This is a genomic window from Curtobacterium uvaldense, assembly GCF_028307415.1.
GTDB lineage: Bacteria > Actinomycetota > Actinomycetes > Actinomycetales > Microbacteriaceae > Curtobacterium.
This window is the reverse complement of sequence record NZ_JAQMHU010000001.1, coordinates 1-25,947: the sequence shown is the minus strand read 5'-3', so window position 1 is coordinate 25,947 and position 25,947 is coordinate 1. Positions and strand designations below refer to the sequence as shown.

Sequence of the window (25,947 nt, the reverse complement as noted above, 5' to 3'; positions counted from 1 at the left end):
CGCGGCTCAGCGCAGCGCGCTCCGCGCGAAACGCTCGTCCGTCGCCTCGAGGATCCGCAGCACGTTCCCCCCGGCGAGCGCCCGCAGGTCGTCGTCACCCCAGCCGCGTCGCCGCAGCTCCTCCGCGAGCACCGGGTACCGCGACACGTCCCGCAGGTCCGGCGGCAGCACGGGCGTGCCGTCGTAGTCGCCACCGAGGCCCAGGTGGGCCGCGCCCGCGACCTCACGGGCGTGGTCGACGTGGTCGGCGACGTCCGCCACCGTGACGAGCGGCGGTTCCCCCTCGGACCCCGCTTCCTCCCAGTCGGCCCACGCGCGGGACACGAACTTCGGCACGAAGGTGATCATCACGACGCCCCCGTTGTCGGCGAGCCGGGCGAGCACGTCGTCGGGCACGTTCCGCGGGTGGTCGTCGACGGCGACGGTGGACGAGTGGCTGAAGACGACCGGCTGCGTCGCGACGTCGAGGGTGTCCCGCATCGTCGCCGGCGCGGTGTGCGACAGGTCGACGAGCATGCCGATCCGCTCCATCTCGGCGACGACCTCGCGTCCGCGGTCGGTCAGGCCGCCGTGTGCCCGGGCGCCGGTGGCCGAGTCGGCCCAGGTCGTGTCGTCGTTGTGCGTCAGCGTCATGTAGCGGACGCCGAGCCGGGCGAAGGACCGGAGCACCGCGAGGTCGTCGCCGATGGAGTGCCCGCCCTCGGCGCCGAGCAGCGACGCGATCCGTCCGGCGTCGACGGCGGTGCGCAGTTCGGCAGCGGTGCGGACGAAGGTCAGGTCGTCGGGGTACCGCGCGATGATCCGGTGCGCGGTGTCGATCTGCTGCAGGGTGGTGCGCACCGGGTCCGGGTCGTCCGACGGCACGAACACCGACCAGAACTGGCCCACGACCCCGCCGGCCCGGAGCTTCGGCAGGTCGGTGTGCAGCGTGCCCTGTCCGCGGTCGATGCCCTCGACGCCGGAGTCGTGCGACTCGCGGCGCTCCCACGGGAGGTCGTTGTGTCCGTCGATGACCGGGAAGGCGAGGGTGTCGAACGTCATGTCGCCGACGCTACCGCGTGGTCGCGCCGTCGCTAGGCTCGCGGTGTGCTCCCCGTGACGCTCCGGACCGACCGGCTCGTGCTCTCCGCGCCGGGTCCCGCCGATGCGGAGGCCGTCATCGCGTACGCGAACGACCCGGACGTCATCGCGTTCACCCCGGTCCCCGTGCCGTACGGGCACGCCGAGGCCCGTCAGTGGCTCGACCTGGTCGAGGTCGGGTGGCGTGACGACACCCGGTACGACTTCGGGATCCGCCGTGCGGAGGACCCCCGGCTGCTCGGTACCGTCGGCGTCTTCGGCTTCGTGGACGGCGCCGGCGAGATCGGCTGGGCGCTGCACCCCGACGGCCGCGGGCAGGGCCTGATGGCCGAGGCCGCCGATCGTGTGCTGGCGTGGGCGTTCGCCGCACCGCCGGACGGGCTCGGCCTGGTGCGGGTGCAGTGGCGCGCACTCGGGACGAACGCCGCGTCGTCCGCGACGGCCCGGCGGATCGGCATGCGCTTCGAGGGTCGGTCCCGATCGGCCGTCGTGCACCGGGGCGCCCGCCACGACCAGCTGCTCGCCGCGGTGCTGCGCGACGACGACCGTACGGTGCCGCAGGTCTGGCCGGACGCGTGACCGTCGCCTTCCGGGTGGTCACCGAGATCGCCGCTCCGGTGGAGCGCGTCTTCGCGCTGTCGCTCGACATCGGCGCGCACGAACGCTCGATGGCCGACACCGACGAACGCGCCGTGGCCGGGACGACGTCCGGCACCATCGGGCTCGGCGAGAGCGTCACGTGGCGTGCGCGGCACTTCGGGATCGTCTGGTCGATGACGAGCAGGATCACCGCCCTGGAGGCTCCGGGTCGCTTCGTCGACGAGCAGGTGCGTGGTCCGTTCGCCCGGTTCCGGCACGAGCACCGGTTCGAGCCGTCGGCCGACGGGACGCGGATGGTCGACGAGGTCGTCTTCCGGGCGCCCCTCGGCCCGCTCGGCTGGCTGGCCGAGCGGGTAGCGCTCGCCCGCTACCTGCCGCGGTTGATCGCCGCGCGCAACGCATCGCTGCGCGACGAGCTCGAGCGGGACGGGGACGGTCAGCTGGGGGCGAGCTCCCCGAGTGCGTCGTAGGCCGCCGCCACGGCGTCCACACGGGCACGCCCTGCCGGCCCGGAGGCCTCGTACACGTCGTTCGCGATCGCTGCGACGACCGCGAAGAGCGCCGCCATCGAGTCGAACGCCGACGGCGAGTCCACCGGGCAGAGCACCGCGGTCGCCGCGGGCGCCGCGATCACGGCTGCGGTCGGGTCGCCGAGCACGACCACGTCGGCGCCGGTCGCGACACAGTGCCGCACGAGCCGTTCGGCACCCGCCGCGTGCCGCCTGACCGTGACGAGCACGACGAGGTCGCGGCGGTCGAGGTCGGCGACCTCCTCGCCCAGGCGCTGCCCCGGTGCCGGACCGATCCGGACGTCCGGTCGCACCTGGGCCAGCTGCGACCGGAGCTGCATGGCGACGGGGTGCGCGCCGCGTTCCCCGAAGACGAGCACCCGCCGGGCACGGACGATCCGGCGGGCGAGCCGGACGCGGTCGGCCCGGGCGAGCGAGGCGAACGCGGCGTCGAGGTTGCGTGCCTCGACGGCCCGCTGGTCGACGTGCGCGGCGTCCTCGGCGGCCCACGGCAGGCCGCTCCCCCGCGCGGACATGAGCTCCTGGCGGACCTCGGCGGCGTCCTGGAACCCCAGGGACCGGACGAGCCGCGAGACGGTGGCCTTCGACGTGCCCGACTCGGCCGCGAGCTCGGCGGAGGTGCCGACGAGCAGCAGCTCCGGATCGTGCCGGACCATCGCGGCGACCCGGCGTTCCGCGGGCGACAGGCGGTCCCAGACGGCGTCCACCCGGGCACGGACGTCCGGCGCGGCGCTCACCGGGTCTCCGCACGGTCGTCGGCGATGCGCTCGACGGCGACGGCCAGCGCGTCGAGGCCGAGCGCGACGTCGTCCTCGGAGACGAACTCGTCCGGGTGGTGGCTGATGCCGTCGGGGTTGCGCAGGAACAGCATCGCGACGTCGGTGACCAGCCCGAGGGACATCGCGTCGTGCCCGGCGCGCGAGAAGAGCTCCGCTGGTGTGGCCTCCCCGGTCGCGGCGATCCCCGCACGGACGGCGTCCATCAACACCGGGGCACAGAACACCGCCGGGGCACGGTGCACCTCGGTCGGCGACACGGTCACGCCACGACGGGCTCCGATCTCGTCGAAGACCGCCGTGATCGACTCCCAGACGCGGTCACGTCCCTCGTCGAACTCCCCCCGCAGGTCGACGCTGAACCGGGCCAGGCCGGGGACGACGTTGACCGCCCCGGGCTCGACGGACATCGTGCCGACGGTGCCGACGTGCTGCTCGGCGCGACAGATCCGCTCGACGGCGAGCGCCGCCTCGGCCGCGGCGAGCAGCGCGTCGTGACGCCGCTCGTACGGGGTGCCGCCGGCGTGCCGTGCCTCGCCGACGGCCTCGACGGTGAACCGCCGGGCGCTCGCGATGCTCGTGACGACACCGAGCGCCTGCCCCGCCTGCTCGAGGTGGGGGCCCTGCTCGATGTGCGCCTCGAGGTAGCCGACGAGCCGCTCCGGGGGCAGTGCCGCCTCGCCGACGCGTTCCGGATCGAGCCCGAAGTCGGTGAAGGCCCGGCGGAGCGTGACACCGTCGCCGTCCTCGAGGTCCCACCACGCGTCGTCCCAGACCCCCGCCACGGCCGACGAGCCCAACAGTGCCTTGCCGAAGCGCGTCCCTTCCTCGTCGGAGAACGCGATCACCTGCAGCGCGAAGGGCAGCGGGCCGGAGGCCGTGAGCCGCGCCACCGTGCGGATCGCCATGAGCACGCCGACCACTCCGTCGTACCGGCCGGCGTCCACCACGGTGTCGAGGTGTGAGCCGAGCAGCAGCACGGGTGCGTCCGGCGTCGCGCCGTCGACGATGCCGTGCAGGTTGCCCGCGGCGTCCTGCCAGGTGCGGAGTCCGGCGTCGCGCATCCACTCCGCGACCACGGCGTTCACCCGGGCGTGCTCCGGCGACAGGTAGACGCGGGTGGTGCGTCCGTCGTCCTGCGAGATCCCGGCGAGCGCGTCGCACCACCGGACGATCGTCGCGGCGTCGGCGATCGCCCGGGCGCTCGCGGTCGGCGCCGCGGGGACCTCGGCCGTCGCGGGTCCGGTCGTCGTCGTCACAGGGCTGCCCCGACCGGCGCGACGCGGCCGGCGTGGACGTCGAGCGCGGCGTCGACCCCGGCACCCTGCGGGACGGCGTGCCCGGCCCGGCGCAGGCAGTGTTCGAGGGCGGCCAGCGTGCGCACGACGGTGTCCTTGCGGGCGTTGTAGCCCATCGTGCCGATGCGCCAGACCCGCCCGTGCAGCGGCCCGAACGAGGTCCCGATCTCGATGCCGTGGTCCTCGAGCATCGCGCCCCGTACCTCGTCGCCGACGACGCCGTCCGGGATCTCCACGGCGACCACGTTGTGCATCTTGTGCGCGACGTCACCGAACACCTGCAGTCCGAGCGCCTCGACCCCGGCGAGCATCGCGCGACCGGCGATCGCGTGGCGCTCGACCACGGCGTCCCGCCCCTCCTCGAGCAGGATGCGGGCGCACTCGTTCGCGGCGTAGAGCATCGACGCGGCCTCGGTGTGGTGGTTGAGGCGCCGCGGGCCCCAGTAGTCGAGGATCATCGCGAGGTCGAGGTAGTTCGAGCGGATCGGGTCGTCGGACACGACGTCGTCGGCCTCGCGGATGCCGGCCTCGATGCTGCGGCGGCCGTCGAGCACCGCCACAGCACGCGGCGACAGGGTGATCGGTGCACTGCCGGAGGGGCCGCCCAGGCACTTCTGCAGGCCGGCGCTCACGACGTCGATGCCCCAAGCGTCGGTCTCGAGCGGGTTGCCGCCGATGCTCGCCGTCGCGTCGGTGTAGAGGAGGGCGCCGTGCCGGTCACAGATCGCCCCGAGCTCGTCGAGCGGCTGGTTCATCGTCGTCGAGGTGTCGCCCTGCACGATCGCCAGGACCTTCGGTCGGACCCGGCGCACCGCGTCCTCGATCACGGACGGCGGGAAGACCTGCCCCCACTCGGTCTCGATGGTGTGCACCTCGGCGCCGGCACGGGTCGCGATCTCGGCGAGCAGGTGCCCGAAGCGTCCGAAGACCGGCACGAGCACCCGGTCCCCCGGGGCGAGCAGTGACACCAGGGCCGCTTCGATGCCCGCGCGCGACGTGCCGTCGACGAGCACGGTGGCGTCGTTCCGCGTCCCGAAGACCTGGCGGTAGAGCTCCTGCGTCGCGGTCATCGTCGTCGTCATCCACGGGTCGTACTGCCCGACGAGCGGGGTCGACAGCGCGCGGAGCACGCGGGGGTCGGCGTCGATCGGCCCCGGTCCCATCAGGAGTCGGGCGGGTGGGTTGACTGGCTGCGTCATGATGCCTCCGTTCCGGGAACGAGCGTAGCGAAACGTCCGTTTCGTGCGTGTTGCGGCGCCGCGGGGCGGTCGAGCAGGACCCCCTCGACGGCGGTGACCCCGTGGCCGACCGTCGCCACGAGCCGCCCGCGGAGCCAGGTCTCGGTGACGACCCCGAGCGTGTGCAGGCCGGCGTACGCGGACACCGGATTGCGGTGGGCCAGGGCCGACACCTCGACGACGCCCTCGGCCGCCGGGTCGAGGACGGCGAGGTGCGCGACCGCACCCGGCGCGATCCGACCGCGGTCGTGGAAGCCGACGATCGCCGCGGGGCCGGTCGTGAACCAGGGCAGGACGGCCTCGAGCGGGAGCCCCCGGCGCACGGCCTCGGTCCAGACCGCCCGGAAGCCCACCTGGAGTCCGGCGATGCCGCCCCACGCCGACCCCCAGTCGTCGGTCTTCAGGTCGGCTGTCGACGGCGAGTGGTCGGACACGACGCAGTCGATCGTGCCGTCGAGCAGCCCCGCCCAGAGCGCGTCGCGGTTCGCGTCGTCGCGGATCGGCGGGCAGCACTTGAACTCGGTCGCGCCGTCCGGGATCGACCCGGCCTCGAACGCCAGGTAGTGCGGACACGTCTCGACGGTCACCCGGACCCCGTCGGCCTTCGCGGCGCGGATCATCGGGAGGACCCCGGCGTCGGACAGGTGCAGCACGTGCACGCGGGCACCCGTCGACCGCGCTCCGTCGAGGACCCGCGCGACCGCGGACTGCTCGGCGCTGTTCGGACGGGTGGCGAGGAAGTCGGCGTACCGTCCGCCGAGCGTCTCGTGCGGCACGAGGTGGTCCGGGTCCTCGGCGTGCACGATGAGCAGCGCGTCGAGCTCGGCGACCTCCTCGATCGCCGCTCGGAGCTGTACCGGGTCGAGGTGCGGGAACTCGTCCACACCGCTCGGCGCGGTGAAGCACTTGAAGCCGAAGACCCCGGCGTCGTGCAGCGGACCGCGTGCTCCGGCGTTCGCGGGGACCGCGCCGCCCCAGAACCCGACGTCCACCGCGACCCGGCCCGCGGCGCTCGCCCGCTTCACCGCGAGGGCGTCGACGTCCACGGTTGCCGGGATCGAGTTGAGCGGCATGTCGATGATCGTGGTCACGCCGCCGAGGGCCGCCGCCCGCGTGGCCGAGGCGAAGCCCTCCCATTCGGTGCGACCGGGTTCGTTGACGTGCACGTGCGTGTCGACGAGCCCGGGCAGGAGCACGTGCTCGTCGGGCACGGTGCGGTCGAGCGAGGCCGCGACCGCGACACCGAACGGCAGGACCGCGTCGACCACGCCGTCGCGGACCACCACCGCGGCCGGGCGGAGGACGCCGTCGACCCACGCCCGCCGAGCGCGGAGCACCAGGTCGGCGCCCACCGCGGCGCTCATGCCGAGGCCCCCGCGAGCACGATCGGCGCGGAGACGTCGGACCTCTGCAGCGTGAACCCGGACAGGAGCCCGGTCACCGGCTTCGGTGGCGGAGGCGCGTACTCGCCGGTCTTGCCCGTGCGCAGCCCGAGCCGGACGAGCGACTCCGCGAGCACCGTCGCCGCAGCCACCCCGTCGACCACCGGCGCACCGATCTCGTGCGAGACCTCGGCACAGAACGCCGCCATGCCCGCGCAGCCGAGCACCACCGCATCGGCGCCGCCGGCGAGCACGGCGCGGCACTCCTCGACGACGAGCTCCCGGGCGCCCGACGTCGGATCGTCGAGCTGCAGCACCGGCACCTCGCACGCACGGACCTCGGTCACCCGGGACGCGAACCCGTAGCGCTCCGCGAGCTCCCACGCCCGTCCGGTCGTGCGCGCCAGCGTCGTGACGACCCCGAACCGGCGCCCCAGCATCGCAGCGGCGTGGAAGCCGGCCTCGGCGATCCCGAGCACCGGCCCGGCGGCCAGCTCGCGCGCGGCGTCGAGACCCGGGTCGCCGAAGCACGCGACGACGTACGCGTCGACACCCTCCTGCTCGCCGAGCGCGATCTGCTCCAGGAGCCCGGGGACCGCCAGGGCCTCCTCGTAGTGACTCTCGATCGAGGCGGGTCCGGTGGTGGGCGTCACCGCCTCGACGACGGTGCCGGGTCCGGCGACCGCGGCCGCGGCGCGGCCGATCGAGGCCGTCATCGACGGGGTGGTGTTGGGGTTGACGACGCGGATGCGCAAGCGGGGCCTCTCAGGCGGGGGTGGGGACGAGGAGGAGGTGGTGGACCCGGGCGGCGACGGTCCGGCCGGGAGGCGTGTCGCGCCTCCCGGCCGGGGTCGGTGCAGGGGTGTGGCGGACGGTCAGTCGCGTCCTGCCGCCGCGCCGTCGTCGACCGTCGGGTCCTCCGATGCCAGCACCGGCATCCGCGGCGACCGACGCTCGAGCGCCCAGAAGACGACCAGCCCGAGCCCGCAGCCGATGAACCAGCTGTAGTTGCTCAACCACGGCAGGACACCCGTCGCGGGCGGCAGCACCGCGCTGGCGACCGACACCGCGCCGGCGAGCAGCAGGGTCCACATCGCGTTCGGGTTCCAGCCCGCGCGGTACCAGTACCGGGCGGTGGGCTCCTTCGTGTACATGTCGTCGACCGCCACCCGCTGCTTCGCGACCAGGTAGTAGCCGGCGATCAGGATCCCGAACAGCGGGCCGATCAGCGCGCCGAGGATGCCGAGCGTGTAGAGGATCGCCTGGTCGTTGCCGTACCAGTTCCACGGCGTCAGCAGCACGGAGCCGACCGCGGCGATCATGCCGCCCGTCCGCCAGCTGATCCTCCGCGGGGCGACGTTCGAGAAGTCGAACGCGGGGCTGATGAAGTTCGCGACGATGTTGATGCCGACCGTCGCGGTGACGAACGTCAGGCCGCCGAGCAGGATCGCGAACGGTGCGTCGATCGCCTGGACCGTCTCGATCGGGTCGGTGATGAGCTTGCCGAACACCGGGACCGTCGCGCTCGCGCAGAGCACGGTGAGCACCGAGAAGAACAGGAAGTTGATCGGCAGGCCCCAGAGGTTGCCGCGCTTGACGGCTCGGAACGAGCGACCGTAGCGCGAGAAGTCACCGAAGTTCAGCATCGGACCGGAGAAGTAGCTGACGACGATCGCCACGGCCGAGAGCATGACCGGGATCGAGGCACCGAACGACATGGGCGCGCCCGTGTGCAGCGTCAGCGAGATGTTGCCGATGCCGGCCCGGGCGACGAGGTAGACGGCGAGCGCGATCATCACGACGTAGACGGCCGGACCGGCGAAGTCGATGAAGCGGCGGATCGCCTCCATGCCCATCGAGAAGAGCGCGGCCTGCGCGACCCAGAGGATGCCGTACGAGATCCAGCCCAGCGCGGAGAGCCCGAGGAACGAGTGGTCGAGCAGCGACGCTGAGCCCGGGACGAACTTCAGGAACACGATGTTGAGCGACTGCGCGGCGAGGAAGGTCTGCACGCCGTACCAGGCCGTCGCGATCAGGCCGCGGATGACGGCGGGGACGTTCGCCCCGATGACGCCGAACACCGCGCGGTTGATGACCGGGTACGGCACCCCGGTGCGCTGGGACGGCTTCGCGACGAGGTTCGCGAACACCTGCACGATCAGGATGCCGACGACCAGGGCGACGAGCACCTGCCAGCTCGCGATGCCGAGCGCGAAGAGCGAGCCGGCGGTGACGTACCCACCGACCGAGTGCACGTCGGACATCCAGAAGGCGAAGATGTTGTAGCTCGTCCATCGCTGCTCGCGCAGCGGGGCGAGGTCCTCGTTGGTGAGCGCCGGGTCGTACCCGGGCTTGACGATGCCGGCGCCGGCGGCTGCCGACGTCGTCGTCCGGGGGGCGTGGGGCGCGGCGACCGGGGTCGCGATCTCTGTGACCAAGGCGTCCTCCGTGGGAGTGTGCGGCGGGGGTCCCCGCTCGAGGACGACGCTACGAAGGCACTTCGCGTCGCCCGTTTCCCTCGTGTAACGGTCGTGTGACACGGACGGCCCGCTGGAACGCTCGTTCCGGGCGGCAGCTGCGGGATGCCGCAGGGAACGCCGCAGGTCCTGCCCCAAGCCCGTCCAGGCCGCCCGACCGGCTCCATCATCGAGGGATGACCACGGGCATCCGGATCGACCACGTCGGCGTCACCGTGCCGGACGTGGAGGCCGCCACGGCGTTCTTCGCGAACGCCTTCGACGCCGTCGTGCTGTACGACGTGCGCCGGACCACCGACGAGCCGAACGGCACACCGGAGGCCCACCGCTACCTCGGCATCCCGTCGTCGATGGCGCAGGGCGCGATCCGCATGCTCGCGCTGCCCGAGGGACCCGGACTCGAGCTCTTCGAGTACCGCGGGCCCGACCAGCGCGCCGCCGCGCACCCGTCGGACCTCGGGTGGCAGCACCTGGCGCTGTACGTCGACGACCTCGACGCAGCCCTCGCACGCGCGGAGTCCGCCGGTGCCGTCCGCAACTCGGACCCGCGGCCGCTGCGCGGCGAGGAGGCCGGGGAGGGCAACCGGTTCGTCTACACGCGCACCCCGTGGGGGTCGACGCTCGAGTTGGTCACCTACCCGACGCCGCAGCCGTACCTGCTGCACGCGCCGCGGGCGAAGTGGGCGCCGTGGCCGGACGTCGCCCAGCTCCGGCAACTGGACCGGGCCTGACCGCATCCGGCTCGTGAACGGCCTGGAGGCACGGCTCGCGGCCGCCGCGCCGGTCACTGCGGGCGCCGGGTCGCGTCCACGTCGAGAGGCGGACGGGTCAGCGGGACGGCTCGACGAGCAGGTCGGCAGCGTCGCGCGGCGCGAAGCGCTGCGCGAAGTCCCGGTCGTTCGGGATCCAGACGTCGCGCCAGAGCGCGTCGTGACTCCGGCCGAGTGCCCGGTCACGGGCCGTACCGCGGCGAGCTGCGGTGTCGAGGTCGACGTCGCACCAGACGGTCGCGTCGAGCGCGGGCAACGCCTCGGGGTGGAAGAGTCCGATGAGGTCCAGGACGAGGATCCTCGCCTGCGGGAGCGGTTCCTCGGGACCGAGGGCCCGCCGTGCCCAGTCGTACCGCTGGAAGTGCCCGGGCCGTCCTCCTCGGAACGGTTCCAGTACCGTCGAGACCAGGCGGTCGCGCTCCACCCCGTCCCAGTCCGAGGAACGGCGGTGCGATCGAGCGGGGTCCAGGAAGTCGTCGCCGCGGAGGCGCACGGCATCGGGCAGTGCTGCGACGAGGCCGCGTGCGAGCGTCGACTTGCCGGAGCCGCAGAAGCCGGAGATGCCGACGACCAGCGGGTGCCCCACGACCCGCGCTCGCTCGGCGATGTGCTCGAGGACGGTGTCCTGGTCCATCCGGCGAGTGTACGAGGAGCGGTCACTCCCGACGTCGATCCGGTGCGCCTCCGCTCACCGACCGGGACGGAACTGCACCTGGTCGGAGGTCGATGACGAGCAGCGCAGTGACGGTGGGCATGCCCGACCCTCTCACCGGGCGGTTCCGGGAGGGACCGGCTACCGGGAGTCCCCGGACGTCGTCGCGCGGAGGCGGTCGTCGACCTCGCGAGCTTCGGCGGAGGACCCGAACGCGAGGGTGACCTCACCGCCGGTGAGGGGTTCCATGACCTGGGGTGCCGAGAGCACCCTGCCGTCGAGGAGGATCGCCATGCGCTCGTCGATCGTCTCGCGGGTGGCCGAGGCCAGGACATCGCTGTCGGTCCTGTCGAACTGCAACACGATCGACCCGCCCGCACCCTCACCGTCGGAGCGGTGCGCGGAGGTCGGCGTGATCGACCCGAGCGACTTCGCCAACCGGTAGGTGGTCGCGCCGTCCTGGTCACACGCCGATGCTGCGACGTCAGTGGTGACCGGCGGCGCAGTGCACGCCTCCTCGACCTCCGACACGACGGCTCGGAGCTGCAGCGACTTCATCGCCGGACCGTCAGCAGGCGGCGCCTGGGTCGCGCAACCGGTGAGGACCGCGACCAGGCCAGCGGCGGCCGCGAGGCGGGTGAACCGTGGACCCTTCATCGCACCAGGGTAGGACTCGACGGGAACGCACGACAGTCCCCCGTCCTCCGGCTGCCCCGTAGTGTCGTGCTGATGTCAGACATTCCGTACGGCGAAGTCCCCGCCCTGCCCGTTGCATCCGTCTTCGGCATCATCGTCTTCGTCGTGCACCTGGTGTTCCTGCTCCGGTCCGGACGGTTCACCTGGCAGCGCGCGACCGTCGCTGGGGTGATCGCTGTCTACGCCGCGGGCATCCTCGCGAACACCGTCTTCCCCGTGTTCCTCGATCCGCTCCCCGACGCTGAGCCGTGGACGCCAGCGCTGGCGCTGATCCCGTTCTCCGACTACGAAGCTGCGGACGCGGTGACCAACGTGGTCGTGTTCGCCCCGCTGGGCGTCCTGATCCCGCTCCTGATGCGCCGCCCGTCCTGGTGGAAGGTCCTCCTCGCCGCCGCGGCGGTGAGCCTGGCGATCGAACTGCTGCAGCTTGCTGCGCAGCGGCTCTTCTCCGGTGGCCACGTCGCCGACGTCGACGACTTCATCTGGAACACCGTCGGTGGGGTCCTCGGCTACGCGGTCTTCGTCCTGGCGTCACGGACGCCGGGCCTGTCCCGTCTCCTCGACGTCTTCCGCTGGCACCCGGCACCGAGGGAAGAACACGTCGCCTGAGACCGTACGATGCGGCATGGTTGCTGCTGTGGAACCGTGGACCTGGGCGACGACCTACAAGCTCGTCCTGACGAGCTACATCTGGCTCGCTGGAGCTGTCGCTCCGACCGGTTCGGTCATCACCTGCATCGTCATCGCCATCCGGGGCGGTGTCTCGCTCGACGGAGCCGCCAGCGCCCTCCTGTTCGTCGTCGTCTTCGTCGTCGTCTTCGCCGTGATCGCCGCCGTCGGCGCTGCCGTGGCGCTGCCGTTCACCCAGCTCCTCGGCCGCGCGCTCCGACGCACTCGGAGCCGTGCCGTCCGTGTGAGCGCACATGCCGTCCTCGGCGGAACACTCGCCGCGATCGGCATGCAGGTGCTCCTGCTGGCCTTCGAGGACGACCACCTCACTTGGCAGTACCCACTGGCCGTCTCGGTCCCCGCAGGGATCGCGGCTGCCATCGGCCGCTGGCGACTCGACGAAGCGGAACGCCGCCGGTCGTTGCTGTCCGAGTAGCCGATCGGGTACCGAGTCCCGCGTCAGCACTCATCGCTTGCTGGTGGTCGCTCCCGCCAGAGGACCTCGCCGTCGCAACGGGTGCTCGTCGGGTGCATCCCGATCCGCAGGGCGACACGTGCTGAGGCTCCGTGCTCCGGGTGGATCCGCGCCCTGAGCTCCCGCACGTCGACCGAGCGCAGCCACGTCGCTGCGCGCTCCGCGGATTCGGTCGCGAACCCGTGCCCTTGCGCGCTCGGCGTGACGAGCCAGGCGAGGTCCGCCGTCGTGACCTGGGCGGTCCGGTGCAGGGTCGCCTGCACGAACCCGATCGGCGCGCGGCCCTGGCGGGGGCGGATGATCCAGTTCAGCCACCCTGCGGTGCCGTCCTGGGACCGACCCCGGACCTGACGGGTGTAGCGCGCACGGAGTTCCTCCAGGCTCGGCGGTCCGCCGCCGGTGAAGTGGTACAGCTCCACCGGCGCGAGCACGTCCACCATCACGTCGGCGTGTTCGACGGTCAGGGGTTCGAGGCAGAGACGGTCTGCGCTGAGCGGGACGGCGCGCGGCCACGGCATGCTCGCATCCTTCCAGCTGTTCAGTCGGTCACCGGACGTCCGCCGAGACCAGCAGTCACGGGCCGGAGGCGTTTCCCAGCACCGAGCGTCACCTCCTGCTGCACGGAGGTGCGCACCGTGACGGCGGTGTCCGCGACGTGACGCGTGCTGGTCGGGAACCACGCGCGGCCGGGGGTGACCAGGATGAGGAGACCGTCGACGTCTCCGACGGCAGCGAACTCGCTGGTGGGCTCGTTCCCGTAGGGCTGGAGGTCTGCTGCTCGCAGGGTCGCGACCGCGGCGAGGACGTCCGGGACTGCCACGCCGATCTCGCTCACGCACACGAGATCGGCAGCGGCGAAGGACTCCACCTCTCGGGGAGGCAGGGCTCGACGTTCGATGAGTTCCAGTACCTGGTCATCAGGGCCGTCGAAGTACATCGACCGCGAGTCCCACGACGGGGGTCCTCCGAACTCCGTTCGATCGTCGACCGACAGGAGCAGCACGCGCTGTCCGAGCCACCGGCGGGCCAGGTCGAACGACCCGGTCGGGATGGTGAACGCGAGGTGGTGAGCGCCCTCGAAGTCGCTCTCCACGAAGCGCAGCCGGCTCAGGCCGATGGCCACGGTCACGCTCGGACCGTCCCGCTCGACCTCACACCCGAGTCGGTCGAAGAACCCGGCAACGACCGACGCGGACCGTGTGGGCAACAGGGCTTCTCCGATCTGCATGCGTCCACCCCACACCCGTGGCCCTGGACCATCGATCACCAGACGCGCACCATGAGCTCGGACGGGTCAGCCGACGGTGCGAAGCCGAACTGCGCGGAGAGACCGTGCGCGTCTCGGGTCGACGGGAGCGTGCGCTCCAGGCCGGGCGGTCCGAGGTCCTCGACCACGGCAGCGAGGAGCATCCCGCCCTCTCCTCGACCACGTACTCCCGGTGCGACGAACGTCGTCGTTCCGCGCCCCTCGGCTCCGGTAGCTCGCTCGGCGTGATCGCGACGACAGTGCCCGTGGGCCGAGCTGTCCGGTGGAGCGCGATACTGATCGGATGACAGCACCACTCGTCTCGGACGTCGCGCACGCCGGGCTCACCGTGGACGACCTCGACGACGCGCTGGTGCTGTGGTGCTCCGGTCTCGGCTTCGCGCTCGAACGGACCTTCACGCTCGACACACGGACCACGACTGCGACCACCGGTGTCCAGGGATCCACCATCCGTGCAGGCACGGTCACGCTCGGGGACCAACGGATCGAACTGCTGCAGTACGACCCTCCCCGCTCGGGTCGAGCATCCGACTCCCCCGCGCACACCGGCACGGTCCACATCGCGCTGACCGTGTCGGACCTCGACCGCGTGCTCGACCTCTGCGCAGCACACGGCTGGCGGCCCGTCGGGGAACCGCACGAGATGACCAGTGGCGCCCGGACCGGCACACGGATCATCTACCTCGAGGGTGCACTCGGGGGTTTCCTCGAACTGATCGCCCCACCGCAGCTTCCCTGACGCCACGAGCGGGGACGGCCTCGGGTCGGTCCCGGGAGCGCATCGCCCTGACGCGAGTGGACGCTGATCGCGATCGCAGACGCGACCGTCCCCGTCCGGTCAGAGCGCGTGCGTCCCGAGCAGCGCCCCGGCCACGTAGGTCGCCGAGAGCGCGAGCGCCCCGCCGACGACCACCCGCAGCGCCGCGCGACCCCGACGGGCACCGCCGAGCACCGCACCGGTCGTGCCGGTCAGGGCGAGCGCGACGAGCGAGGCGGTCACGGTGACCGGCACACGGAGGGGTTCCGGCGCGAGCAGCATCGCGAGGAACGGCAGCAGTGCGCCGACCGTGAAGGTCGCCGCCGACACCCAGGCGGCACGCCAGGGGCTGACGATCTCGTCCTCGGCGTCGTGCAGGGCCGCTTCGGCGCGGCGACGACGGACGTCGGGCCGCGTCAGCTCCCGCGCGACGGCATCCGCGACGTCCTCCTCGACCCCGAGCGACCGGTAGTGCGCCGCGAGCGCCGGGGCGTCCTCGGCGTCGGCCTCGAGCTTCGCCTGCTCGGCGGCCTGCCCGGTGCGCTGCGCGTCGCGGGCACCGCTCACCGAGATGTACTCGCCGAGGGCCATCGAGATCGCCCCGCCGACGAGCGCCGCGGTGCCGGCGGCGACGATCGGCCCCGTGCCCGCGCCTGCTCCGGCGACCCCGACGAGCACGGCCGCGACGGACACGATGCCGTCGTTCGCGCCGAGCAGCCCGGCCCGGAGCCAGTTGAGCCGCGCGGCGCTGGTGGCGTCGTCGTGCTCGGAGGTGGGGAGCGAGAGGTCCGAAGCGGTCGACATGACGGCCATCGAACCACTCCGGAGCGGTTCGCGCCAGCAAGGTGAGGCAAGCCTGATCAGGGCTTTCGTGGTGAGGTGAGCCTCACCTCACCGAACGGAGGCCGCCTGCCAGACCCGGGTCGGACGGCCGTTCAGCGCGTGCGGGAACGGGTCACCGACCGGTCGGAAGCCCGCGCTCGTGTAGAGCGCGAGGGCGGGTGCGTTGTCGTCCAGCGCGTGCAGCTCGCACCGGTCGTGCCCGGCGGCTGCGGCGGCGTCCACCGCGGCGGTGAGCAGTCGACGGCCGAGTCCGTGCCCCTGTGCCGCCGGCGCGACCGCGAGGAGGCTGAGGTACGCGCCGTCGCTCGGCGCGCCGCCGGTGCCGGGTGCGGTGACGAGGGCGAACCCGAGCGGGGCGCCGCCGTCGTCGGCGACCACCAGGGCCACCCGCTCTGCGGCGAACTTCTCGTGCGCACGTGCGCGCACGGCGTCGGAGGCCGGCACCCCGTCCCGGTCCGCGACGGCGGCGACCCAGAGCGCGATGCACGCGGCCGCGGTCGCTTCGTCGTCCGCGGTGCGCACGACGAAGGACGACCCGATCACCCGACCACCATACGTCGCACGCCCCGACCGGCGGTCAGGTCTGAGCCCGCCGCGCGATCGGTCAGACGGTCGCCCGCGAGCCGACCCGGTACCGGGCTCCGCGGTGCTCCTCCGGCAGCCGGTCGCCGCGGCCGTGCAGCTTGTGACGGAGCGACCCCTCGACGTACTCGTCCGGGTAGGCACCGCGCGCGCGGAGCTCGGGCACGACGAACTCGATGACGTCCTCCCACGTGCCGGGGGTCACCGCGTACGCCAGGTTGAACCCGTCCACGTCGGTCTGCTCCTGGATGTCGATCAGCTGCTGGGCGATCGTCGCCCCGGAGCCGACGGCGACCGGACCGAGGCCGCCGATCGCCGTGTGCTCCGCGATGTCCCGGACCGTCCAGTTCGACCCGTCCTCCCCCGTCGCCGCGGACAGGTTCGCCGCCGCCGACTGGATCGCGTTCGACTCGATGTTGCCGAGCGGCTCGTCCAGGTCGTACTGCGACAGGTCGACGCCCATCCAGCCGGAGTTGAGCACGAGCGCGCCCTCGGCCGACGCGTACGACCGGTAGTCGCGGTACTTGGCCTGGGCTGCCTCGTCGGTCTCGTCGGTGATGACGGTGAGCAGCGTGTAGACGCGGGCGGCGTAGCGGTCGCGACCAGCGGCCTCCAGGGCGTCACGGATCCTGCCGACGGTCGCGGCGAGCTGCGGGATGGTCGGCGCGCCGACGAAGACCGCCTCGGCGTTCTCGGCGGCGAAGCGGATGCCGCGGGGCGAGGCGCCCGCCTGGTAGACCACGGGGCTCCGCTGGACCGAGGGCTCGGTCAGGTGGATGCCGGGCACGTCGAAGTGCGTGCCGTGGTGCTCGATCGGGTGCACCTTCGACGGGTCGGTGAAGACACCGGTCTCGCGGTCCTCGACGACGGCGTCGTCCTCCCACGAGCCCTCCCACAGCTTGTAGAGCACCTCGAGGTACTCGTCGGCGACGTCGTAGCGGTCGTCGTGGGAGAGCTGGTCGGTCTGCCCCATGTTGCGCGCGGCGCTCGGCAGGTACCCGGTGACGACGTTCCAGCCGATGCGGCCCTTCGTCAGGTGGTCGAGCGTCGAGATACGCCGGGCGAACGGGTACGGGTGCTCGTAGGCAGTGCCCGCGGTGATGCCGAAGCCCAGGTGCTCCGTGACGGCGGCCATCGCGGAGACGAGCAGGATCGGGTCGTTCACCGGAACCTGCGAACCGGTGCGGAGCGCGGCCTCGTTCGTCCCGCCGTACACGTCGTAGGTGCCGAGGACGTCGGCGATGAAGATGCCGTCGAAGCGCCCGCGCTCGAGCAGCTGCGCCAGGTCCGTCCAGTACGACAGGTCGTTGTAGTGCCGCGAACGGTCGCGGGGGTGGCGCCACAGCCCCGAGGACTGGTGCGCGACGCAGTTCATGTCGAACGCGTTGAAGCGGATCTGCCGGGTCTCGTTCGTCGAGGTCACGCGGCGAAGCTACGTCCAGCAGCCCGACGCGTCACGTGAGGTGACGCCGTGTGACGCCCGCCCGACGCACGGCGCCGCAGACCTGAGTCGATCTCGCGTGGCAGCATGGCGGCGTGCCCGTCGTCGAGTCCCGCTGCGTCGTCCCCGTCCCCGTCGAGGTCGCCTTCGCCGTGTCGCAGGTGCAGGGACCGGTCCGGAAGCGCTGGGACCCCTTCATCCGTCGACAGCACCTCATCGGCGCCGACGCGCCGGCGAAGGGCGTCCGGACCTTCACGGTGCAGCGCTCGGGCCTGCGGATGGAGAGCGAGTACGTCTCGTACAACCCGCCCTCGAACGTCGGCATGAAGATGACGAAGGGCTCGTGGTTCTTCGAGAAGATGGGCGGTGGGTGGCGCTTCACGCCGGTGGAGGGCGAGCCGGGCCGCACGCTGGCGGTGTGGCGCTACAACTTCACGTGCCGACCCGCCTGGCTCGCACCGCTGGCCGAGCGCATCGGCGCGTTCGTCCTGCAACGCGACATCGACCGACGGATCGCCGGGTTCGCCCGGGGGTGCAGCGACCCGGTCGTGCTCGCACACGTCGGTGCCGCTCCTGGGAGCTGACCGGACCGGTTCAGACCGCGGTGGCCTCGCGGACGGCAGCCTCGGCAGCCACCCAGGCGAGCATCCCGCACTTCACCCGCATGACGAACTTCGAGACGCCGTGGAAGGCGACGAGGTCCTCGAGGACGTCCTCGTCGGGCTCCCCGGCCCCGCGCGACCGCATCATCGTGCGGAAGGACTCGGTGAGCTCGAGCAGCTCCGGGACGGTCCGGCCGACGGCCATGTCGGTCAGCACCGACGCCGAGGCCATCGAGATCGAGCACCCGTCGCCCTGCCAGCCGATGGCCGCGATGCTGTCCGACCCGGGCTCGAGCCGCACGCTGACGGTGATCTCATCGCCGCAGGTGGGGTTCCGTTCGAAGTGCGACGCGTCGGCGCCGTCGAGCACGCCGTCGCCGTGCCGCGCTTTCGCGTGGTCGAGGATGACCTGCTGGTAGAGGGAGTCGAGGCCGTTCACGAGGCCGCTCCGAAGTACCCGCGGACCTCGCCGACGGCGGTCAGGAAGCGATCGACGTCCTGCTCGGTCGTGTACACGTAGGTGCTCGCCCGGCTGGTCGCGACGAGTCCGAGCCGACGGTGCAGCGGCTGGGCACAGTGGTGCCCGGACCGGACCGCGATGCCCTGCGCGTCGAGGTACTGCGAGACGTCGTGGGCGTGCACCCCGTCGACGTCGAAGGACACGAGTCCGGAGCGCGGCACCCCGGCGGGCGGGCCGACGACCCGGATGCCCGGCACCGCCGCCAGACCGTCGAGCATCCGGCGGGCGAGGTGCTCCTCGTGGGCGCGGACGCGTTCCATGCCGATGCCCTGCAGGTAGCGGACCGCCTCGGCGAGTGCGACGGCCTGGGACACCGGCTGCGTCCCGGCCTCGAAGCGCTCGGGCGCCTGCATGTACTCCGACGACTCCATCGTCACGGTCGTGATCATCGACCCACCGGTGCGGAACGGCGGTAGGGCGTCGAGGAGTTCCCCGCGACCCCACAGGACGCCGATGCCGTTCGGCCCGAGCATCTTGTGCCCGGAGAACGCGGCGAAGTCGACGCCGAGCTCCTGCACGTCGAGGGGCCGGTGCGGCGCGGACTGGCACGCGTCGAGGACGACGAGGGCGCCGTGCGCGCGGGCCGCTGCCACCACCGCGGCGACGGGCGCGACCATGCCGGTGACGTTCGAGACGTGCGCGAACGCCACGATCCTCGTGTGCTCGGTGATCCGGGAGACCGCGTCCTCGGCGGTCCAGGTGCCGTCGTCGGCCACCGGGACCCAGCGCAGGGTCGCACCGGTGAGCGCGGCGAGCTCCTGCCACGGCACGAGGTTGGCGTGGTGCTCGGCCTCGGTGACCAGGACCTCGTCGCCGGGACCGATGCGGAAGCGCTCCGCCGCCGCTCCCCCGCGTCCGCGGCTGGCGTTGGCGATGCCGTACGCCACGAGGTTCAGCGCGTCGGTGGCGTTCGCCGTCCAGACGACCTCGGACGGCGACGACGCCCCGACGAAGCCGGCGACCGTGGCCCGTGCGTCCTCGTAGGCGTCGGTGCTCAGGGCCGCGAGCGTGTGCGCACCGCGGTGGACGGCCGCGTTGTCGTGCTCCAGGAACCGTCGCTCGGCGTCGAGCACCTGCCGCGGCCGCTCGGCCGTCGCGCCGGAGTCGAGGTACGCGAGCGACTGCCCGTTCACCTCCTGCTGGAGGATCGGGAAGTCCCGCTTGATCGCGGCGACCTCGGACTCGGTCAGCGGCTGGTTCGGGGCGAGCACGGTCACGCGGTCAATCGTGGTCGGTCCCGCCCCGTGCGTCCAATCGCCTGCAGCGGACAAGGAGCCGGAACGGCGGCGGGACGCAGGCAGGCCGGCCGCTACTCGTTGCCGATGCGCTTGTCGGCCTGCTCGCGTGCGGCGTCGATCTTGTCGTCGTACTTGCCGCCCGTGGCCTTCTTCACCGCGTCGGCCACACCGCCCAGGACCTTGTCGCTGACGTCCTCGGCCTTCTCGCTCTTCAGGGCGTCCTGGACCTTGCCGTCCTTCAGGAGCTCCTGAGCCTTCTTCGTGATGTCGTCGAACCCCGCCATGGACGGCTCCTCACCTCGTGCGGGGCCCGTCGCCCCGACCTGCCGCCGATGGTAGGCGCGGCCCCGGCGCCTGTCCGGGTGACCGGCCCGGTGTCGCGGCTCCGGCGCCTGTCCGGGTCGCGGCCGGCCCGGAGTCGCGGCCGGCCCGACCCGGTCCGGACGGACGACTCAGACCATCTGCGCGCTGCGTCGCCGCGCGAGCAGGTAGGAGACCGCGACCGAGCCCGTGATCGCCAGGAGCGACGGGATGAGGATGTCCGTGCCCTCCTGCGTGAACTCGACGACGAGCACGAGCGCGGTGAACGGCGCCCGCATCGTGGTCGCCAGCAAGGCCGCCGCGCCGACGAACGCGAACGCCGCCAGGCTCGAGCCGTCAGCGGGCCAGAGCAGCACCCACAGGCCGCCGAGTGCGGCGCCCACCGCGGAGCCGACGGCGATCGAGGGCGTCAGCGTGCCACCGACCGCACCGGCACCGATGGTCGCCGAGGTCGTGATCGTTCGGATGATGCCGAGGAGGAGCAGGAACACGATCGGCGACAGCCCGGCGAACGTCGGCGCCTCGGTCGTGGCGTTCATCGCGACGAGGCCGAGCGCGCGCCCGTTGCCGAGGATCTCCGGGAACGGCACGGCGATGAGCCCGACCATCGCGAAGACGACGGGCAGCACGACGAGCAGGTGCCACCCCTTCGGCGCCGTGGCCTGCAGCCGGTTCGTGAGCTTCACGAAGCCGACTCCCGCGAACCCGAGCAGCGGCCCGACGACGACCGCCCAGACCAGCAGCGACGGCGACAGGTGCATCGCGGGCACGTCGTAGAGCACCTCGTCCGGGATCACGAGCCGTGCGGTGAACGCGGCGATCGCGCTCGTCGCGAAGGCCGGCAGTGCGGTCGCGAACGTGAGTTCACCGAGCAGCACCTCGACCGCGAAGAGCGCGCCTCCGAGCGGCACGTCGTACACCGCCGCCAGGCCGGCAGCAGCACCGCAGGCGACGAGGATGCGCGTCTCGCGCCCCGTCAGGCCGGCACGAGCGGTGACGAGCTGGGACAGCCAGGCACCGATCTCGCGGGGCGCGACCTCCTTGCCGATGGAGGCGCCGAGCCCGACGGCCAGGATCTGCACCGCGGCGTTCGCGACCGTGGCGAGCGCCGGCATCCGCTTGCCGTCGACCGCGCCGGTCACCGACACCACGGGCTTCGCCCACCGCCGGAGCGCCCACCACGCGACGCCCGTGAGCACGCCGGCCGCGGCGAGCGCGAGGAAGCGGTTGAGCCCGGAGGGCGCATCGGCCGCTTCGCGGTGCCCGCCGAACGGGTACCCGAAGGCAACGAACTGGATGGCCTGCAGGGCGAGCCACACCGAGATGCCCGCGACGCCGCCGGCGATGCCGACGAGCCCGGTGATCACGGCGAGCTTGAGGGCCCAGACCGGCGTGGTCGTGCGTGTCGCGTTCCCGGTCTGCGGCATGACCGGAAGCCTAGCGGCGATCGGGACCGGCCCACGGACGGCCGACGGCACCCGTGGACGGACGGGAGGCCCGTGGCGGGGCCGCCACGGGCCTCCCGTCCGGCTGCTGGTCGCGTCGCGGTCAGACGGCCGTCACGCGGAAGGGGACCACCCGGTCGGCCGGCAGGAGCGGCGGCTGCAGGCCGACCTGCTCGAGCACGCGGCCGCTGAAGACGCGGTCGCCGGCCCACCAGTCGGGCGCCCGGACCTCGTGGTCCTCACCGACCAGGACCGGGTCGACGCGGTACCGCGTGTCCGGGTCGAGGTCACGGAGGACCACGCGCCCGATGCCCGACACCTCGGACCGGCCCGTGCTCGCGACGAAGAACACGGCCTGGCGGCGGTCCTCGGCGACCACGCCGTAGACCAGGCGCGTGGGGTCGACCTCGTCGACGCGGACGAGCAGGCCGCCGTGCAGGAGTGCGCGCCACTCCTTGTGCAGCGCGATCCACGACGCGAGGGTGCGCTCCTCGTCCGCGGTGGCCTGCGCGAGGTCCCACTCGATGCCGAAGTGCCCGATCAGCGCGGTGCCCGCACGGAAGGACACGTCGTGGAAGCGGCCCGTCGTGTGGTTCACCCCGCTGGCGACGTGCGCGCCGAGGAGCTCCGGCGGCAGCAGCTGCTGCGTCCAGCGGTGCATCTGCTGGCGCTCGAAGGGGTCGATGTCGTCGGACACCCACACGCGGTCGGTGTGCTCGATCACCGCGAGGTCGACACGCGCACCGCCGGACGAGCACGACTCGATCTCGAGCCCCGGGAAGCGTTCCTTGAGCGTCGCCATCAGGCGGTAGGTGGCGAGGGTCTGCTCGTGCACGGCTGCCCCGCCGCCCGGGTGCCCGGCCTCGACCAGGTCGCGGTTGTGGTCCCACTTGACGTAGTCGACGCCGTACTCGCCGATGATCGCGGTCATCCGCTCGAGCACGTACGCGTACGCGTCCGGGATCGCGAGGTTGAGCACCTGCTGGTCGCGCGAGCGGACGGGCAACCGGCCGTCCGCCTGCATGATCCACTCCGGGTGCGCCCGGGCGAGGTCGCTGTCCTCGTTCACCATCTCGGGCTCGAACCACAGCCCGAACTCCATGCCGAGGGCACGGACACGGTCGACGATCGGACCGAGGCCGTCCGGCCAGACGTCCTCGTCGACGTACCAGTCACCGAGACCGGCGTGGTCGTCACGGCGACCGCGGAACCAGCCGTCGTCGAGCACGTACCGCTCGACGCCGAGCCGGGCGGCCCGCTCGGCGAGGTCGGTGAGGCGGGCGAGGTCGTGGTCGAAGTAGACCGCCTCCCAGACGTTGATCGTCACCGGCCGCGGGGTCGACGGGTGCTGCGGGCGGCTGCGGAGCCAGTGGTGGAACCGGCGGGCCTGGTCGTCGAGGCCGTCACCCCACGCGCCGTACACCCAGGGGCCCTCGTAGGTCTCGCCGGTGTCCAACCGGACCTCGCCGGGGAGCAGGAGCTCGCCGCCACCGGCCACCTGGCGCCCGGTCGCGAGCCGCTCGGCGAAGTGACGGTGGTTCCCGCTCCACGCGGTGTGCACGCCCCAGACCTCACCGCGGGCGAACCCGAACCCGGGCTCCCCCACGCTGAGCACGGTCGCGGCGTCCGCTCCGGTGCGACCCTTGCGGCTGTCGCGCTCGTGCGTGCCGACGACGAGCTCGCGACGCTGCGGGGTGCGCTCCTTGCCCCAGCGGCCGGCGAAGTCGAGGACCTCGCGGGCGCGGGAGGGCACGGGCAGCGCCACGGTCAGGTCGTCCACCGTGTAGGTGCCGACGGCGGTGTTCGTGACGGCGGCGCGGGCGCGCACCAGGCCGGACACGAGCAGCTCGAGCGTCACGCGGACGGCGAGGCCCGCGGTGGTGTCCTCGGCCTCGGCGGTCACGTGGGTGTCGTCGACGTCGATCGCCGTGACGGTGAAGGCCGGTGACCAGTCGCGACCACCACGGTGGCCGGAGAGCCCGGGGCGACCGGTCCACCCGCGGTGGGGCTCCGGCAGCAGTGCGAGGCGGACGGGCACGTCGGCCTCGTTGTTCGCGACCGGGGCCACGTCGGCGTCCGCGAGGGCGACGAGCTCGTCGTGGGCGAGCGGCCCGAGGGCAGCGCCCCAGTGCACGACGGCGGGCAGCGCGCCGTCGCGGCAGTCGAGCACGACGGACACCCCACCGGCGGTCAGGTGGACGAGGTCGTTCGTGGTGGTGGGCATCGTTGCTCCGGTCGGCGTCGTCGACGCCTGTGCGTCGTGGGCACGACGAGCCTGGCTGGCGCGGCGCGTGCTGCGCAACACGACGCGCGAGGGTCCGCGGAACCGGCGGGGCCGGGCCGTCCGGGACGGTGGGTCGTCAGAACCAGCGCTTCACCTTGAAGACGACGAACAGGATCGCGGCGAAGGCGACCATCGCGACGATCGACAGCGGGTACCCCCACGTCCACGACAGTTCGGGCATGTGCGTGAAGTTCATCCCGTAGATCGCCGCGATGAGCGTCGGCGCGAACAGGATCGCCGCCCAGCCCGAGATGCGCTTCGTGTCGTCGTTCTGCTTCTGCGCGGCGAGGGTCGAGTCGACCGTCAGCGCGTTCTGCAGCAGCTGTCGGAAGGTGTCGAGTCGCTCGACCGTGCGGATGACGTGGTCCAGGACGTCGCGGAAGCGGCGCTGCAGCTCCACCGGCAGGTGGTACTTCTCCGCGCCGCGGTGCAGGTTCTCGATGATGCCGATGAGCGGACGGGCCGCGCGTTGGAAGTCGACGACCTCGCCGAACAGCTCGTAGATGCGCCTCGACACCCCCGCCACCCCGGAGAACAGCTGGTCCTCGATCTGGTTGATGTCCTCCTCCAGGCCGTCGATCACCGGTGCGTAGCCGTCGACGATCGAGTCCATGAGCGCCCAGAGCTGCGCCTGCGGTCCCGCCGTCACGAGGGCCGGCTTGCCGCTGAGCCGTCGGAGCGCGTGCGGGACGGCCTGCGCGCCACGGGGGTCCGCCGGGACGACCGCCAGGAAGAAGTCCTGCCCGACGAAGGCGTGCACCTCGCCGAACTCCACCTCCTCCGGGCCGTCGTGGTACACCGCCGGCTTCAGCACCGTGAAGAGCGTCGAGCCGTAGCGTTCGAGCTTCGGGCGCTGGTGCCCCTCGGCGGCGTCCTCGACCGCGAGCTCGTGCAGCCCGAGGGCGACCGCGACGTCCCCGAGCTCCTCGGCGTCGGGGCGGTGCAGCACGATGCACGCGCTGGCGCCCTGCTCGCCGATCATCCGGAAGGTGTCGTCGAGCGACGGGCAGGCGATGGGGGCGATGCGGTCGACGTAGACGGTGTTGAGCTCGACGGTCACGATGCCACCGTACGCACCGCCCGTCGGCCCGTCCCCCGGCCACCTGGACGTCGGCTGCGTCCGACGCGACGGCACGGGCCTACCGTACGGGTCATCAGCATGCTGACGAACGGAGCGGACATGAAGAAGATCTGGAAGCGCATCGCGGTCGCCGTGAGCGCTGTGGTGGCAGTGGTCGGCGCCTTCGTCGGCTCGGGCGCAGCGGGCGGGACCCCCATCGCCGAAGCGGCCGGCGGTGCACTCTCGGCGTCGTCGACCGCGATCGCACCGGCCGGCCCCGCGTTCTCGATCTGGAGCGTCGTCTACGTCGGGTTGATCGCCTACACGGTGCGGCAGTTCTTCCGCACCGCCGACGACGAGCGCCACGAGCGCCTGTTCGTCCCCGCGGTGCTGTCGCTGCTGCTCAACGCGGCGTGGATCCTGTCCGTGCAGTTCGGGTTCCTGTGGGCGAGCGAGCCGATCATCGTCACGCTGCTCGGCGTCCTGGTCTGGGCGTTCGCGGTGCTGCGGCGGACGCGTCCCTCGGGTGCCGTCGAGGCGATCGTGACCGACGGGACGTTCGGGCTCTACCTCGGGTGGGTCTGCGTCGCGACCGCGGCCAACACCGCTGCGGTGCTGACGGCCGCGGGCTTCCGGGGCTTCGGACTCGGGCAGGACGCCTGGGGCGTGCTCGTCGCCGCGGTCGCCGGGCTCGTCGGGGTGCTCCTGGCGATCTGGGGCGGCGGACGACTCGCACCGACCGCGGCGCTGTCCTGGGGTCTCGCGTGGGTCGCGGTCGGGCGGCTCGACGGGCCGCTCGTGTCCGTGCCGACGGCGGTCACGGCCGTCGTGGCGATCGCCGTTGCGGTCGTGGTCACCCTCGTGGTGCGCGCCCGGGTCGGCTGGGCCGCGCGCTCGCGCGGGGCGCGCGCCGCGGCCCGGGGCGCGGCGTAGCCAGTGTCTTA

At 72.7% G+C, this 25,947-nt stretch carries 29 protein-coding genes; 8 read left to right on the top strand and 21 right to left on the bottom strand.

Annotated elements, in window-relative coordinates; translation table 11 throughout:
- Positions 1-6: 6 nt before the first annotated feature.
- Positions 7-1,041, bottom strand: coding sequence for a dipeptidase (locus tag PIJ49_RS00145; RefSeq protein ID WP_271825067.1), 1,035 nt, complete (start codon positions 1,039-1,041; stop codon positions 7-9).
- A gap of 45 nt (positions 1,042-1,086) precedes the next feature.
- On the opposite strand from PIJ49_RS00145, the gene PIJ49_RS00140 reads away from it, so the two are divergent.
- Positions 1,087-1,659, top strand: coding sequence for a GNAT family N-acetyltransferase (locus PIJ49_RS00140; RefSeq protein ID WP_066655430.1), 573 nt, complete (start codon positions 1,087-1,089; stop codon positions 1,657-1,659).
- Positions 1,656-2,150 carry an SRPBCC family protein gene (locus PIJ49_RS00135; RefSeq protein ID WP_271825065.1) on the top strand — a complete coding sequence of 165 codons (495 nt, stop codon included), beginning with the start codon at positions 1,656-1,658 and terminating at the stop codon, positions 2,148-2,150. Before PIJ49_RS00140 ends, PIJ49_RS00135 begins: the two co-directional genes overlap by 4 nt.
- On the opposite strand, the gene PIJ49_RS00130 is transcribed toward PIJ49_RS00135, so the two are convergent.
- The 6 genes from PIJ49_RS00130 to PIJ49_RS00105 all read right to left on the bottom strand — a co-directional run bounded on the left by PIJ49_RS00130 (position 2,117) and on the right by PIJ49_RS00105 (position 9,342).
- Positions 2,117-2,947 (bottom strand): MurR/RpiR family transcriptional regulator, encoded by an 831-nt coding sequence (locus tag PIJ49_RS00130; protein ID WP_271825064.1) that lies wholly within the window; start codon positions 2,945-2,947, stop codon positions 2,117-2,119. The two genes, PIJ49_RS00135 and PIJ49_RS00130, sit on opposite strands and share 34 nt — an antisense overlap.
- On the bottom strand, positions 2,944-4,245 hold the full coding sequence (locus PIJ49_RS00125; protein WP_209684987.1) for an allantoate amidohydrolase: 1,302 nt from the start codon (positions 4,243-4,245) through the stop codon (positions 2,944-2,946). The genes PIJ49_RS00130 and PIJ49_RS00125 overlap by 4 nt, the downstream gene beginning before the upstream one ends.
- Entirely contained in the window at positions 4,242-5,483 is a 1,242-nt protein-coding gene (pucG, locus tag PIJ49_RS00120; protein WP_271825063.1) for a (S)-ureidoglycine--glyoxylate transaminase, read from the bottom strand. The genes PIJ49_RS00125 and pucG overlap by 4 nt, the downstream gene beginning before the upstream one ends.
- The gene (allB, locus tag PIJ49_RS00115; protein ID WP_271825062.1) at positions 5,480-6,886 is read right to left on the bottom strand and encodes an allantoinase AllB; all 1,407 of its coding nucleotides are present in this window, start codon (positions 6,884-6,886) and stop codon (positions 5,480-5,482) included. The genes pucG and allB overlap by 4 nt, the downstream gene beginning before the upstream one ends.
- Positions 6,883-7,659, bottom strand: a complete 777-nt coding sequence (locus tag PIJ49_RS00110) for an aspartate/glutamate racemase family protein (RefSeq protein WP_209684985.1) — start codon at positions 7,657-7,659, stop codon at positions 6,883-6,885. The genes allB and PIJ49_RS00110 overlap by 4 nt, the downstream gene beginning before the upstream one ends.
- A gap of 120 nt (positions 7,660-7,779) precedes the next feature.
- The gene (locus PIJ49_RS00105; protein WP_271825061.1) at positions 7,780-9,342 is read right to left on the bottom strand and encodes an NCS1 family nucleobase:cation symporter-1; all 1,563 of its coding nucleotides are present in this window, start codon (positions 9,340-9,342) and stop codon (positions 7,780-7,782) included.
- A 215-nt stretch (positions 9,343-9,557) separates the two neighbouring features.
- Between PIJ49_RS00105 and PIJ49_RS00100 the strand changes: the two genes are divergently transcribed.
- Entirely contained in the window at positions 9,558-10,112 is a 555-nt protein-coding gene (locus PIJ49_RS00100; protein ID WP_209684983.1) for a VOC family protein, read from the top strand.
- A gap of 97 nt (positions 10,113-10,209) precedes the next feature.
- Here PIJ49_RS00100 and PIJ49_RS00095 read toward each other — a convergent pair whose 3' ends face one another.
- Together PIJ49_RS00095 and PIJ49_RS00090 are read right to left on the bottom strand one after the other, a co-directional pair.
- Positions 10,210-10,785: a uridine kinase family protein gene (locus PIJ49_RS00095; RefSeq protein ID WP_271825060.1), complete on the bottom strand. Its 576-nt coding sequence runs from the start codon at positions 10,783-10,785 to the stop codon at positions 10,210-10,212.
- A 159-nt stretch (positions 10,786-10,944) separates the two neighbouring features.
- Positions 10,945-11,460 carry a SecDF P1 head subdomain-containing protein gene (locus PIJ49_RS00090; protein WP_271825059.1) on the bottom strand — a complete coding sequence of 172 codons (516 nt, stop codon included), beginning with the start codon at positions 11,458-11,460 and terminating at the stop codon, positions 10,945-10,947.
- Positions 11,461-11,532: 72 nt separating this feature from the next.
- Here PIJ49_RS00090 and PIJ49_RS00085 point away from each other — a divergent pair, with 72 nt between their 5' ends.
- Together PIJ49_RS00085 and PIJ49_RS00080 are read left to right on the top strand one after the other, a co-directional pair.
- On the top strand, positions 11,533-12,108 hold the full coding sequence (locus PIJ49_RS00085; RefSeq protein WP_271825058.1) for a VanZ family protein: 576 nt from the start codon (positions 11,533-11,535) through the stop codon (positions 12,106-12,108).
- Between the two features lie 16 nt (positions 12,109-12,124).
- Entirely contained in the window at positions 12,125-12,604 is a 480-nt protein-coding gene (locus PIJ49_RS00080; RefSeq protein WP_271825057.1) for a hypothetical protein, read from the top strand.
- 23 nt (positions 12,605-12,627) lie between these two features.
- Here the strand turns inward: PIJ49_RS00080 and PIJ49_RS00075 are convergent, their stop codons facing one another.
- The 3 genes from PIJ49_RS00075 to PIJ49_RS00065 form a co-directional block, all read right to left on the bottom strand.
- Positions 12,628-13,161: a GNAT family N-acetyltransferase gene (locus PIJ49_RS00075; protein ID WP_271825056.1), complete on the bottom strand. Its 534-nt coding sequence runs from the start codon at positions 13,159-13,161 to the stop codon at positions 12,628-12,630.
- 20 nt (positions 13,162-13,181) lie between these two features.
- Positions 13,182-13,772 (bottom strand): VOC family protein, encoded by a 591-nt coding sequence (locus tag PIJ49_RS00070; protein ID WP_251159629.1) that lies wholly within the window; start codon positions 13,770-13,772, stop codon positions 13,182-13,184.
- A 134-nt stretch (positions 13,773-13,906) separates the two neighbouring features.
- Positions 13,907-14,053, bottom strand: a complete 147-nt coding sequence (locus PIJ49_RS00065; protein WP_251159630.1) for a hypothetical protein — start codon at positions 14,051-14,053, stop codon at positions 13,907-13,909.
- Positions 14,054-14,193: 140 nt separating this feature from the next.
- Between PIJ49_RS00065 and PIJ49_RS00060 the strand changes: the two genes are divergently transcribed.
- Entirely contained in the window at positions 14,194-14,649 is a 456-nt protein-coding gene (locus PIJ49_RS00060) for a VOC family protein (RefSeq protein WP_271825055.1), read from the top strand.
- 99 nt (positions 14,650-14,748) lie between these two features.
- On the opposite strand, the gene PIJ49_RS00055 is transcribed toward PIJ49_RS00060, so the two are convergent.
- From PIJ49_RS00055 to PIJ49_RS00045, 3 genes are all read right to left on the bottom strand, one after another.
- Positions 14,749-15,471: a VIT1/CCC1 transporter family protein gene (locus tag PIJ49_RS00055; protein WP_271825054.1), complete on the bottom strand. Its 723-nt coding sequence runs from the start codon at positions 15,469-15,471 to the stop codon at positions 14,749-14,751.
- Between the two features lie 87 nt (positions 15,472-15,558).
- Positions 15,559-16,053, bottom strand: coding sequence for a GNAT family N-acetyltransferase (locus PIJ49_RS00050; protein ID WP_066655463.1), 495 nt, complete (start codon positions 16,051-16,053; stop codon positions 15,559-15,561).
- A gap of 61 nt (positions 16,054-16,114) precedes the next feature.
- Positions 16,115-17,515 (bottom strand): LLM class flavin-dependent oxidoreductase, encoded by a 1,401-nt coding sequence (locus PIJ49_RS00045; RefSeq protein WP_268746752.1) that lies wholly within the window; start codon positions 17,513-17,515, stop codon positions 16,115-16,117.
- A gap of 113 nt (positions 17,516-17,628) precedes the next feature.
- Between PIJ49_RS00045 and PIJ49_RS00040 the strand changes: the two genes are divergently transcribed.
- Positions 17,629-18,117 (top strand): SRPBCC family protein, encoded by a 489-nt coding sequence (locus PIJ49_RS00040; protein ID WP_209684973.1) that lies wholly within the window; start codon positions 17,629-17,631, stop codon positions 18,115-18,117.
- Positions 18,118-18,127: 10 nt separating this feature from the next.
- Here the strand turns inward: PIJ49_RS00040 and sufU are convergent, their stop codons facing one another.
- The 6 genes from sufU to PIJ49_RS00010 all read right to left on the bottom strand — a co-directional run bounded on the left by sufU (position 18,128) and on the right by PIJ49_RS00010 (position 25,003).
- A complete protein-coding gene (sufU, locus tag PIJ49_RS00035) occupies positions 18,128-18,574 on the bottom strand; it encodes a Fe-S cluster assembly sulfur transfer protein SufU (RefSeq protein WP_271825051.1) in 447 nt (148 codons plus the stop codon).
- Positions 18,571-19,866 carry an aminotransferase class V-fold PLP-dependent enzyme gene (locus PIJ49_RS00030; RefSeq protein ID WP_271825350.1) on the bottom strand — a complete coding sequence of 432 codons (1,296 nt, stop codon included), beginning with the start codon at positions 19,864-19,866 and terminating at the stop codon, positions 18,571-18,573. Before PIJ49_RS00030 ends, sufU begins: the two co-directional genes overlap by 4 nt.
- Positions 19,867-19,964: 98 nt before the next feature.
- The gene (locus tag PIJ49_RS00025) at positions 19,965-20,177 is read right to left on the bottom strand and encodes an antitoxin (protein WP_066655469.1); all 213 of its coding nucleotides are present in this window, start codon (positions 20,175-20,177) and stop codon (positions 19,965-19,967) included.
- A 168-nt stretch (positions 20,178-20,345) separates the two neighbouring features.
- The gene (locus tag PIJ49_RS00020; RefSeq protein WP_271825047.1) at positions 20,346-21,641 is read right to left on the bottom strand and encodes a chloride channel protein; all 1,296 of its coding nucleotides are present in this window, start codon (positions 21,639-21,641) and stop codon (positions 20,346-20,348) included.
- 121 nt (positions 21,642-21,762) lie between these two features.
- Positions 21,763-23,883, bottom strand: a complete 2,121-nt coding sequence (locus PIJ49_RS00015) for an alpha-galactosidase (RefSeq protein ID WP_271825045.1) — start codon at positions 23,881-23,883, stop codon at positions 21,763-21,765.
- Positions 23,884-24,019: 136 nt separating this feature from the next.
- Positions 24,020-25,003 carry a magnesium and cobalt transport protein CorA gene (locus tag PIJ49_RS00010; protein WP_251154555.1) on the bottom strand — a complete coding sequence of 328 codons (984 nt, stop codon included), beginning with the start codon at positions 25,001-25,003 and terminating at the stop codon, positions 24,020-24,022.
- A gap of 99 nt (positions 25,004-25,102) precedes the next feature.
- Here PIJ49_RS00010 and PIJ49_RS00005 point away from each other — a divergent pair, with 99 nt between their 5' ends.
- Entirely contained in the window at positions 25,103-25,936 is an 834-nt protein-coding gene (locus PIJ49_RS00005; protein WP_271825041.1) for a TspO-related membrane protein, read from the top strand.
- Positions 25,937-25,947: the final 11 nt, after the last annotated feature.